Source organism: Flavobacterium sp. MAHUQ-57 (assembly GCF_051908335.1).
Lineage (GTDB): Bacteria > Bacteroidota > Bacteroidia > Flavobacteriales > Flavobacteriaceae > Flavobacterium.
Genome location: NZ_JBPZTE010000006.1, coordinates 838513 through 851249, shown reverse-complemented (window position 1 = coordinate 851249; position 12737 = coordinate 838513). Strand labels below are relative to the sequence as shown.

Genomic DNA, 12737 nt, shown 5'->3' with positions numbered 1-12737 from the left:
CATTATTAAGGGACTTTTTTTATATTCAAAAAACAAACAATATGGAGCAACTTCAAAAAGGAGATAAGAAACTATTAAACGCTTGGGCTTTTTATGATTGGGCGAATTCTGTATACAGTTTAGTTATTGCTTCGGCCATATTTCCAATATTTTATAAAGCTATTTTTACAGACGCCAAAAGAGATTATGTGGATGTTTTTGGATACCATTTTAAAGACACAGCCATGATTACTTTTGTTACTGCTTTGGCATTTTTAATTGTAGCTTTTATGTCTCCAATTTTGTCAGGAATTGCCGATTACGTTGGGAATAAACTCGTTTTTTTACGATTTTTCTGCTATATGGGAGGGTTGTCATGTATCGGGCTATATTGGTTTGATATCAATAGCTTTTTTGTGAGTTACACGATTTATCTTTTTGGATTGATTGGTTTTTGGGGAAGTTTGGTGTTTTATAATTCGTATTTACCAGATATTGCTTATCCTGAACAACAGGATAAAGTGAGTGCCCGAGGTTTTTCAATGGGTTACATTGGGAGTACTTTGTTGTTGGTTGTTAATTTAGTGATGGTAATGTTTTTTGCTGACGACGATGCGGAACGTATGCAAATGATGAAGTATTCGTTTGTGATGACCGGTATTTGGTGGATTGGCTTTAGTCATATTACGTATTATTATCTACCTAAAGGAGTTTCAACCGGCCATAAAGTAACTAGAGCTGTTGTTTTAGATGGTTTTAAAGAGTTAGGTATTGTTTGGAATGACGTAAAGAAAAATGTTGTATTGAAACGATATCTACTGAGTTACTTTGTATTCATTATGGCTGTGCAAACGGTGATGCTAGTGGCTACCTATTTTGGAGAACAGGAAATTGCTTGGGAAACACCAAGCCAGAAAGTGACTGGTTTGATTATTAGTATATTAGTGATACAGATTGTTGCAGTACTAGGTGCTTTTTTAACTTCTAGAGCGTCAGCAAAGTATGGAAATATTAATGTTTTAATATTCTTGAATGCGTTTTGGGCGGCTTTGTGTGGCTTTGCTTTTTTTGTTGAAACGCCTAATGAATTTTATTCCATAGCCGGATTTGTTGGTTTGGTGATGGGGGGAATTCAATCGTTGGCTCGCTCAACTTATTCGAAATTTTTACCTGAAACTACGGATACGGCTTCCTATTTTAGTTTTTACGATGTGACAGAAAAAGTAGGTATTGTAATAGGTATGTCTATTTATGGAATCATAGACCAGGTTACTGGATCTATGAGAAACTCCATTGTTTTTTTAGCAGTCTTCTTTATTATTGGTCTGATTTTGCTTTTGAGAGTACCTCAAAAAAAATAGAAATAATCTTATATTTGCAGGCTAAATTTTAAAAAAATGAATTTTGTCCCAAAAATAGGCTATACAATGATAATAGCCTTAGTATCACTGTTGGTTTCATGTGGAGAAATAGAACCTTATGAAGGTGAAGTCCCAACTAATAATGAATCCTTACCTACATTAACAACTAAAAACGTATCAGGTATTCTTACCACGACAGCATCTTCGGGTGGAGAAATAAGCTCTGAAGGTGGATCAGCTATTTCAAAAAGAGGCGTTGTTTGGAATACTAGTGGTAATCCAACAATTTCAAATTCGAAAACCGAAGACGGAACTGGAATTGGAATTTTTTCGACTTCAATTACAGGTTTGTCTGCTAATACCCGTTATTATGTTCGTGCTTATGCTACGAATTCTCATGGTACAGCATACGGACAGCAAATTTCTTTTACTACAGCGTCTGTAAATACAGGAAATCCTTCTTTATTTATGGCAGGTACTTTTAATGGTACAGCTATGAGTAATATGAAACCGACTTGGTTTGGAGGATCTTTTGGAGGTTCAGACGAGGTGGATGTTAATTATGATTTCAATGGAGATAGATACCTACAATTACAAGGTAATGGCTTGAATGGATTACAACTAAATATTTGGATTCCCGAAGTACAATGGAGAGTAGGTACTTATGATTTGTTAGACCATGACCGCTATTCCACTCCTAGTTCTAATGCTTGGTTGATTCAAAATTTGCCTACAGTGTCATCTACAGATATTGTAAGTGGCTCAATTACGATTTCTGAATTTAATTTGACTACAAAAAGAATTAAAGGAACCTTTAATTTTACGTACACTAATTTTATGACTGAAGGAGGACCTAATCAAGGTCCATATCAAGTCACGAATGGTACTTTTGATTATAAGTTAAATGACCCTTATTTCAATTAACTTTTAAACAACAAAACAAACTTTATAATCCCGATTTTTACATCGGGATTTTTTTATGGCATAAAACTTGTCTGTTTAATATGCTGACTCCGTTAATATTTATCTTATTTATTGGTTTACAGTAGAATGACTCTTTTTATTGCAGTATCTTTGTAATGGAAAGTGCCGATGTTTAATGACAAAATGACTTAATTTTTATATGTCCCAACAAAAAATACTTACGCTTGACAGTTTGTCACTTCAGGAATTGGATCATGAAGCTGATTTAATTCCGTTATTGACTCCCGAAGACGAGGAGGAAATGAATAACGAAGAATTGCCTTCCGATTTGCCGATTTTACCTTTGCGCAATACGGTATTATTTCCAGGTGTTGTAATCCCTATTACGGCGGGAAGAGATAAATCAATCAAACTAATTAATGATGCCAATGCATCCGATAAAATTATTGGCGTGGTTTCGCAGAAAAACGAAGAGGATGAAGATCCGAACGAAAGCCAAATCAATAAGGTGGGTACAGTTGCTCGTATTCTTCGTGTGTTAAAAATGCCGGATGGTAATGTGACTGTTATTCTTCAAGGGAAAAAAAGATTTGAAATCGATAAGGTTACAACAACAGAGCCTTACATTAGAGCGACTATCAAAGAAGTAGACGAGGTTCGTCCGGGAAAAAACGACAAGGAATTTCAAGCAATAATCGATTCGGTTCGTGAGTTGGCGATACAAATTATCAAAGAAAGTCCAAGTATTCCAACAGAAGCTACTTTTGCAATTAAAAATATTGAAAGTAATCCGTTTCTAATCAATTTTGTTTCTTCTAATATGAATCTGAATGCTTCCGAAAAGCAAGGTTTGTTGGAAGAAAATAAATTGAAAGATAGAGCGCTGAGTACTTTGAAATTTATGAATATTGAACTTCAAAAATTGGAGTTGAAAAATGATATTCAATCGAAAGTACGTTTTGATTTGGACCAGCAGCAAAGAGAGTATTTTCTGCAACAGCAAATGAAAACCATTCAAGAAGAATTGGGTGGTGTTTCACATGAAGCGGAAATTGAAGAAATGCGCAAAAAATCGGCCGAAATGGATTGGGATGCTAAAACCCGAAAACATTTCGATAAAGAGATTTCAAAATTACAACGTACCAATCCTAATTCTCCCGATTTCGGAATACAACGCAATTATTTGGAGTTATTCCTGGAATTGCCATGGAATAAGTTTTCTAAGGACAATTTTGATCTGAAACGCGCGCAACAAATTTTGGACAGAGATCATTTTGGATTGGATGATGTTAAGAAGCGTATAATTGAACATCTTGCAGTTTTAAAATTGCGTAACGATATGAAATCCCCAATTTTATGTTTGACAGGACCTCCGGGTGTTGGTAAAACATCGATTGGAAAGTCTGTTGCTGAAGCATTAGGACGCGAGTATGTTCGTATGTCTTTAGGTGGTTTGCGTGATGAAGCTGAAATTAGAGGACATCGTAAAACCTATATTGGTGCGATGCCGGGAAGAATCATTCAGAGTATCAAGAAAGCAGGAACATCCAATCCAGTTTTTATTTTGGATGAAATCGATAAACTTTCGATAAGTAATCATGGTGATCCGTCATCTGCATTATTAGAAGTGCTTGATCCAGAACAAAACAAGGAATTTTATGATAATTTCCTTGAAATGGGTTACGATTTATCAAAAGTATTGTTCATTGCGACTTCAAATAATATCGCCAATGTGCAACCTGCACTTCGTGACCGTATGGAAATTATTACCATGACAGGCTATACTATTGAAGAAAAAGTAGAAATTGCAAAACAGCATTTGGTACCGAAACAAATCAAAGAACACGGATTAACCTCAAAACAAATTTCTATCGGTAAAAAGCAAATAGAAAAAGTGGTAGAAGGCTATACACGTGAATCTGGAGTTCGTGGATTGGAGAAAAAAATTGCGCAAATGGTGCGTAATGCAGCCAAGTCGATCGCATTGGAAGAAGAGTACAATGTAAAAGTGACAGATCAAGATATTATTGATGTCTTGGGTTCGCCAAAATTGGAGCGTGATAAATATGAAAATAATGAAACGGCTGGTGTAGTAACCGGTTTGGCTTGGACAAGTGTTGGTGGTGATATTTTATTCATTGAGTCAATTATTTCAGGAGGTAAAGGAAACTTAACCTTTACAGGAAATATGGGAACGGTGATGAAAGAGTCAATAACCATTGCGATGGAATATGTAAAAGCCAATGCGGAATTGTTAGGTATTAACCCTGAAATTTTCAACAAATATAACATTCACGTTCATATACCGGAAGGTGCTACGCCTAAAGATGGGCCAAGTGCCGGTATAGCTATGCTGACTTCTTTGGTTTCTTTACTAACGCAAAAGAAAGTGAAAAAACATCTGGCTATGACGGGTGAAATTACATTACGAGGAAAAGTATTGCCGGTAGGTGGAATCAAAGAAAAGATTTTAGCCGCCAAAAGAGCAAAGATCAAAGAGATTATTCTTTGTGCCGAAAATAAGCGCGACATTGATGAAATCAAAGCGGATTATTTAGAAGGCCTTACTTTTCATTATGTAAATGATATGACAGAAGTACTCGAAATTGCGATCACTAAAGACAAGGTGAAGAACGCGAAAAAACTATAATGTGAAACGGCTAAAATTTTTAGCCGTTTTTTTTGTAAAAAATAATATCTTCGCCACGACGTTATATATAATTATCTGTCACGTATTCCATGCTAAAGAAATTCGGTATTCTTATCTTTTTTTTAATTCACTATTCGGCTTTTGCACAAGTAGGAGGTAAGAGTGTTTACCAGTTTTTAAGTAATGTGGCATCTCCAAGACAAGCCGCTTTGGGAGGTAAGGTCATTACCAATTATGATTATGATGTCAATCAGCCCTTATTCAATCCTGCCACAATTAATGATGAGATGAGTGGTAGACTCGGATTGAATTATGTGAACTATTTGGCGGATGTGAGTTATGGATCTGCGGCTTATGCCTATACCTATGATAGACACTTGCAAACGTTTCATGCAGGGGTTACTTATATCAATTACGGAAAATTTGACGGAAGAAATGAACAAGGGGAGGCTACCGGTGAATTTTCAGGTGGAGAAGTAGCCCTATCTTTAGGTTATGCGTATAATGTTCCTTATACCGATTTGTATGTTGGTGCGAATGCAAAATTTATTTCTTCAACTCTGGAAAGCTATAATTCGTTAGGAGTGGCTACTGATTTGGGTGCAATTTATAAAGATGAAAAAACCAATACAAATTATGGTTTGGTAATTCGAAATCTCGGAACTCAAATTACAACGTACAATGGTGAAAGAGAAAAGTTGCCACTAGAGATCATAGCTGGGGTTTCTCAAGAACTGGAAAATGTGCCCATCCGATGGCATTTAACATTGGAAAACTTGCAACAATGGAAAGTGGCCTTTGCAAATCCAGCACGAGGAGAAGAAACAATTGACGGTGAAGTAATTGAAGAAAAAGTAACTTTTTTTGGAAATGCGTTCCGACATGTGATTTTTGGTGCCGAAATTTTACCTACCAAAGGGATTAATTTTCGTTTGAGTTACAACTTCAGACGTGCCGCCGAATTAAAGTTGGTTGAACAACGAACTTTTGCTGGAATTTCGGCTGGTTTCGGTATACGTTTCAATAAATTCCGATTTGATTATTCGTATTCAAGATATACTCTGGCTTCAAGTACAAGTCAGTTCGGTTTGATGATTAATTTATAATAGATTGAAAAAAATTACAATTGCAATTGACGGTTTTTCGTCTACAGGAAAAAGTACTTTAGCAAAACAAATTGCTAAGAAACTAGGTTATGTGTATGTGGATACTGGTGCAATGTACCGCGCTGTGACCTTGTATGCTATGCAAAATAATTTTATTGACGCTTTTGAATTTAACAAGCAAGCTCTTGTTCAAAAATTGCATAACATTCATCTTAAATTTCAATTCAATCCGGAGTTGGGCTTTGCTGAAATGTATTTGAACGATAAAAATGTTGAAAAACAAATCCGAACTTTGGAAGTGTCCGGTTTTGTAAGTCAGGTAGCTGAAGTGTCTGAAGTCCGAGCCATGTTAGTTAAGCAACAACAAGAAATGGGTAAAGGCAAAGGAGTTGTGATGGATGGTAGAGATATTGGTACGGTGGTTTTTCCTGATGCCGAACTCAAAATATTCATGAATGCCAGTGCCGATGTACGAGCGCAACGTCGATTTGATGAATTGACAGAAAAAGGTCAGTTGGTTTCTTACGATCGTGTTCTTGAAAATGTGCTACAACGCGATCATATTGATACTAGTAGAAGTGATTCTCCTTTGGTCAAAGCAGATGATGCTGTAGAAATTGATAATTCAAATCTTACCCGTGAAGAACAATTCCAAAAAGTTTTAGAATTGGCAGAAAAAGAAATCACGAAATCGATGTAATTCTTTGCGAATTTGAATTTTAATGTTAGCTTTACCGCCCTTTTAAAATCAAACAAAAACCAAAACAAAATTATGAATATTAAATTTAGACTAACCTTGATGAGTTTCCTACAGTTTTTTGTGTGGGGTGCTTGGTTAATTACTATTGCCAATTATTGGTTTGACACGAAACATTGGAGTGGAGCAGAATTTGGAGCTATTTTTTCTACTTTGGGTTTTTCGTCTATTTTAATGCCTGCCTTAACAGGTATTATTGCTGATAAATGGATTAATGCGGAAAAATTATACGGAATCTTACATATTTTAGGCGGGATTATTATTGCTACTTTACCTCAAGTTGAAAATTCAACCACTTTTTTTTATGTCATTTTTGGAGCAATGATGTGTTATATGCCTACGATTTCATTGTCAAATTCAGTAGCATATACAATTCTTAAGAATAATGATTTTGATGTAATTAAAGTCTTTCCACCCATTCGTGTTTGGGGAACTATCGGTTTTATAGTGGCTATGTGGATTACCAATTTGACTGGTAATAAAGCTTCAGCAAACATGTTTTACATCTCTGCTTTTGCTGCCGTTGCATTAGGCGTTTATTCTTTTACTCTTCCTAAATGTGTGCCTCAAAGATTGATTTCTGAAAAAGCCTCTTTATCTGAAAAATTAGGACTTAATGCGTTTAAGTTATTCGGAACATACAAAATGGCATTGTTTTTCATTTTTTCAATGTTTCTTGGGGGTGCTTTGCAGTTAACCAACATGTATGGAGATGTTTTTCTTTCTGACTTTAAAAATGTGCCTCAGTATACAAATTCTTTTGTAGTTGAATATTCGACAATCATCATGTCAATTTCTCAAATTTCAGAAACATTATTCATCTTGGCTATTCCTTTCTTTTTGAAACGTTTCGGAATCAAGCAAGTGATGTTGATTAGTTTATTGGCATGGGTGTTACGTTTCGGTTTATTCTCATACGGCGACCCTGCTGGTGGATTATGGATGATTATTCTATCTTGTATAGTGTATGGTATGGCATTTGATTTCTTTAATATTTCAGGTTCACTTTTCATAGAAACAACTACCGATTCAAAAATACGCTCATCAGCCCAAGGTTTGTTTATGATGATGACTAACGGATTCGGTGCAGTAATGGGTAGTATTGTGAGTGGAATTATCATTGATAAGTTTTTTACATTAAAATTTGTTAATTTGGATGCTTTATTAGCTTATCTGAACACAGATAGTAATAATTCTGCAATAAAGAATTTATTGAGAGGAAATGAAGTATTGGCAGGAAATGTTTTAAAAAATCCAGTTTTTATTAAAGAATGGAATCCTATCTGGTTCTCTTTCGCAGTGTATGCTTTAATCATTGCTATTGCGTTTGCGGTTTTATTCAAACACAAGCACAATCCTAAAGATGTGGAGAGTGTAACGCACTAAAATAAAAAATATAAAGCCGGTTTTTACCGGCTTTTTTTATGTTGGATTCTTCAATCTATTTATCTTTCTGTTCTTCGGGTCAATAATCCAACAATCAAAAATTCTAATAATATAAACCAAAGCTTTGGTAATTAAATAATTATTCTTACTTTTGCACACCTTTTGGTGAGTAGGGTTTCCTTAAGGTAATCAATCATTTATATGTAAAACGCTTCTGTTTTTTCTATCACAACAAGAAACCCAAGAGAATCAGAATACAAATTATTTATCAGACATGTCTGAATTAAACAAAACACAAGAACAATTTTTAGCAGACTTTAACTGGCATAACTATGCTGAAGGTATTGATGCAGTTGATGCTAAAAATTTACAAGAATTTGAAGATCTAGTAGCAAAAACTTTCATCTCTACAGATGCTGAAGAAGTAGTAGAAGGAGTTGTAGTAAGAATTACTGAAAGAGATGCTATTGTTGATATCAACGCAAAATCTGAAGGTGTTATCTCATTAAACGAGTTCCGTTACAATCCAAACTTGAAAGTAGGGGACAAAGTAGAAGTATTAATCGATATCCGTGAGGACAGAACAGGTCAATTGGTTTTATCTCACAAAAAAGCGAGAACAATCAAAGCTTGGGATAGAGTTATTGCTGCAAATGAAACAGGTGAAATCGTTAATGGTTTTGTTAAATGTCGTACTAAAGGTGGTATGATCGTTGACGTATTCGGAATCGAGGCTTTCTTGCCAGGTTCTCAAATTGACGTGAAACCAATCCGTGATTACGATCAATATGTAAACAAAATGATGGAATTCAAAGTGGTTAAAATCAACCATGAATTCAAAAACGTTGTTGTTTCTCACAAAGCGCTTATCGAAGCGGATATTGAAGTACAGAAAAAAGAAATCATCGGTCAATTAGAAAAAGGACAAGTATTAGAAGGTGTTGTTAAAAACATTACTTCTTACGGTGTGTTCATTGACTTAGGAGGTGTAGACGGATTAATCCACATCACTGACTTATCTTGGTCAAGAATCAACCACCCATCTGAAGTTCTTGAATTAGACCAAAAATTAAACGTTGTAATCCTTGATTTCGATGATGAGAAAACAAGAATCCAATTAGGTTTAAAACAATTGAACGCTCACCCTTGGGATGCTTTAGATGCTAACTTAAGTGTTGGTGATAAAGTGAAAGGTAAAGTAGTTGTTTTAGCTGATTACGGTGCTTTCATCGAAGTTGCAGAAGGTGTTGAAGGTTTAATCCACGTTTCTGAAATGTCTTGGTCTACTCACTTACGTTCTGCTCAGGACTTCGTGAAAATCGGAGATACTGTTGAAGCAGTTATCTTGACTTTAGACAGAGAAGAAAGAAAAATGTCTTTAGGTATCAAACAAATGTCGCAAGATCCTTGGACTGATATCACTTCTAAATACCCTGTAGGTTCTAAGCATTCAGGTACAGTTAGAAACTTTACTAACTTCGGTATCTTCGTTGAATTAGAAGAAGGAATCGATGGTTTAGTATACATCTCTGACTTATCTTGGACTAAGAAAATCAAACACCCATCTGAATTCATCAACGTTGGTGAGAAATTAGACGTTGTTGTTTTAGAATTAGACGTTGATGCTCGTAAATTATCTTTAGGTCACAAGCAAACTACTGCTAACCCTTGGGATAAGCACGAAGATGCTTTCGCTGTTGGAACTATCCACAACGGAACAATTGCTGAAATCGTTGACAAAGGTGCTACTGTAGATTTCGGAGATGATGTAGTTGCGTTTATCCCAACTCGTCACTTAGAAAAAGAAGACGGTAAAAAATTGAAAAAAGGTGAAGCTGCTGATTTCAAAGTAATTGAATTCAACAAAGAATTCAAAAGAGTAGTTGCTTCTCACACTGCTATCTTCCGTGAAGAAGAAGAGAAAAATGTGAAAGCTTCTGTTGAAACTACATCTTCAAGCAACAATGCTCCGGCATCTACTTTAGGTGATATCGATGCATTAGCTGAATTGAAAGCTAAAATGGAAAAAGGGGAGAAATAATCTTTCTTTATCTAAATAGTAAAATCCCCACTATTCAGTGGGGATTTTTTTTGCAATCAACGCAACCTAATGTTTTTTCTGCATCTTATTCATACAAATTAGTACCCACAATGAAAAAAATCTACTTCCTTCTTTTGGCTTTTGGCCTTTTTACAACTGTTAATGCACAAATCATCAACTTCCCCGATGCTAATTTTAAAGCGAAATTGCTTCAGCATAATGTTGATACTAATGCTGATGGTGAGATAGATCAGACTGAAGCAGCTACTTACACTCTTCGACTTAATCTGTCAAATTCTAATATCCATGATCTTTCAGGTATCGAATATTTTGTAAATATTAATGAGTTGTATTGTTCTAATAATCAATTGACTACTCTTACTATTGGTAATTCGCAAAATCGTCTTAGAAGATTAAAGTGTGATTTTAATCAATTGGAAACATTGAATATCAATACTTCATCGATTACGAGCTTATATTGTGGAAATAACCGATTGACTAATTTGGACATATCCGCGTCAACAAGTTTAACTATGTTAAGTTTTGGGAACAATCCTTTACTGACTTCAGTGTTCCTGAAAAATGGTGGGGCTGTACGTGAATGGGGATTTGTTTTTAATTACTATTTATTAGAATTTGCAGGAAATCCTAATCTGCAGTTTATTTGTGAAGATGTAGAACAGGTATCACAAATTCAGGAAAAAATAAATGAATATGGTTATACTAATTGTCATGTAAATTCCTATTGCTCATTTACTCCCGGTGGATTGTATTCCGTGATAAAGGGGGATGTCAGAAGTGACGCAAATAATGATGGATGCGATGGAACGGATTTATTAGTGCCAAATTTTAAACTGAATGTAACTGATAGTTCAAATTCAAGCAGTATAATTTCAAATGCATCAGGGATCTATTCTGTGCCTGTTGTAGCAGGAACTTATACTATTACTCCAGTATTGGAAAATTCATCTTACTTCAATGTTTCACCATCAAGTGTAAATGTTTCTTTCCCAACAGATGCTAGTCCGTTTACGCAAAACTTTTGCCTGACGGCTAATGGTATACACCCGGATTTGGAAGTGTCTGTTTTTCCAATTAAGCCTGCGAGACCAGGTATTGATGTTAAGTATTCAATCACTTACAAAAACAAGGGAAATACAACCCAATCCGGAACCGTTAATTTGAGTTTTAATGATGACATTCTAGATTTAGTTGCTGCTAATCCGATAGTAGCTAACCAAACTGTAAATAATCTATCTTGGAATTTCACCAATTTGTTGCCGTTCGAAAGAAGACAAATTGTTTTTACTTTAAATGTAAACTCTCCAATGGAAACTCCTCCTGTAAATGGTGGAGATATTTTAACGTATACTGCAACAATTTCATCACCAGTTGCTGATGAAACGCCAAACGATAACACATTTACATTAAATCAAACAGTCTTTAACGCATACGATCCCAATGACAAAACCTGTCTGGAGGGAACGACAATAACTCCTGACAAAGCAGGTGAATATATACATTACATGATCCGTTTTGAAAACACCGGAACTGCCAATGCCCTAAACATAGTGGTGAAGGATATTATCGATACGGCAAAATTTGATGTTAGTTCATTAGTACCAATGAAAGGCAGTCATTCGTTTATAACGAATATCTCTTCAGGAAACAAAGTCGAATTTATCTTTGAAAACATCAACCTTCCTTTTGATGATGCCAACAACGACGGTTATGTGGCGTTCAAAATAAAAACATTGCCAACATTGGTCAACGGTGATACTTTTAGTAACTCGGCAAGTATTTATTTTGATTATAATTTCCCGATAGTGACCAATACGGCGATAACAACCATTCAGGCTTTAAGCAATCAGGATTTCGAATTCTCGAATTACTTTACATTATATCCGAATCCGGTGCATGACGTGTTGCATATCGATGGAAAAGAAGCCATCGCAATTTCATCGGTGAGTATTTACAATGCATTGGGACAACTGGTAGTAGTCATTCCTAATGCACAAAACACCAAAACGATTGATATTACTAACCTTCCTTCTGGAAATTACTTCATCAAAGTCAATTCCGATAAAGGAACTTCCAATACAAAATTCATTAAACAATAATAGAAAAGCCTCACTGAAAAGTGGGGCTTTTTTTATGAAGTAACACAACCATAACCGTTTTCTACATTCGTACGTTCATAAGCCTCGCGAAGCATAAAAGGGGCTAAAACAAGTCACTTTTCAACACATTGAGAATCTCTATATCGAGCTATTTTTATACCCATTTGGTTTTCAAAAAACCTGTGGCAAAATAAAATCTCAAAAAAAAGTTGCCACAGATTTCGTGGCAAAAAATTTTTCAAAAAAAAAGTTGCCACAAGAAAAAGTGTGGCAAACTAGTTGAGAGAAAAAAAAATTGCCACAACAATTTGAGCAATAAAGGAAGAAGAAGAATTTTCGATGTAACAGGTCCAAGGAACCCTTAAAAAAAACAAAGGAAGCGTGGTGTTTTTGGGAGTTCTTTTGAAAAAATA

Annotated in this window: 8 protein-coding genes; all 8 read left to right on the top strand. The window is 35.3% G+C overall.

The genetic code is table 11. The features are described from left to right. Window positions 1-41 precede the first annotated feature (41 nt). The 8 genes from ACS8MM_RS04270 to ACS8MM_RS04235 all read left to right on the top strand — a co-directional run bounded on the left by ACS8MM_RS04270 (window position 42) and on the right by ACS8MM_RS04235 (window position 12324). Entirely contained in the window at window positions 42-1340 is a 1299-nt protein-coding gene (locus tag ACS8MM_RS04270; RefSeq protein ID WP_379713393.1) for an MFS transporter, read from the top strand. 36 nt (window positions 1341-1376) lie between these two features. After that, a complete protein-coding gene (locus ACS8MM_RS04265) occupies window positions 1377-2264 on the top strand; it encodes a hypothetical protein (protein WP_379713391.1) in 888 nt (295 codons plus the stop codon). 199 nt (window positions 2265-2463) lie between these two features. Continuing rightward, window positions 2464-4914, top strand: a complete 2451-nt coding sequence (gene lon / locus ACS8MM_RS04260) for an endopeptidase La (RefSeq protein WP_379713388.1) — start codon at window positions 2464-2466, stop codon at window positions 4912-4914. An 89-nt stretch (window positions 4915-5003) separates the two neighbouring features. Next, on the top strand, window positions 5004-6020 hold the full coding sequence (gene porQ / locus ACS8MM_RS04255) for a type IX secretion system protein PorQ (RefSeq protein ID WP_379713385.1): 1017 nt from the start codon (window positions 5004-5006) through the stop codon (window positions 6018-6020). Between the two features lie 4 nt (window positions 6021-6024). Beyond that, window positions 6025-6720 carry a (d)CMP kinase gene (cmk, locus tag ACS8MM_RS04250; RefSeq protein WP_379713382.1) on the top strand — a complete coding sequence of 232 codons (696 nt, stop codon included), beginning with the start codon at window positions 6025-6027 and terminating at the stop codon, window positions 6718-6720. Window positions 6721-6792: 72 nt separating this feature from the next. Then, window positions 6793-8163, top strand: a complete 1371-nt coding sequence (locus tag ACS8MM_RS04245; protein WP_379713380.1) for a nucleoside permease — start codon at window positions 6793-6795, stop codon at window positions 8161-8163. A 274-nt stretch (window positions 8164-8437) separates the two neighbouring features. Continuing rightward, window positions 8438-10204, top strand: a complete 1767-nt coding sequence (rpsA, locus tag ACS8MM_RS04240; protein ID WP_379713377.1) for a 30S ribosomal protein S1 — start codon at window positions 8438-8440, stop codon at window positions 10202-10204. Between the two features lie 110 nt (window positions 10205-10314). After that, window positions 10315-12324, top strand: a complete 2010-nt coding sequence (locus ACS8MM_RS04235; RefSeq protein ID WP_379713374.1) for a DUF7619 domain-containing protein — start codon at window positions 10315-10317, stop codon at window positions 12322-12324. Window positions 12325-12737: the final 413 nt, after the last annotated feature.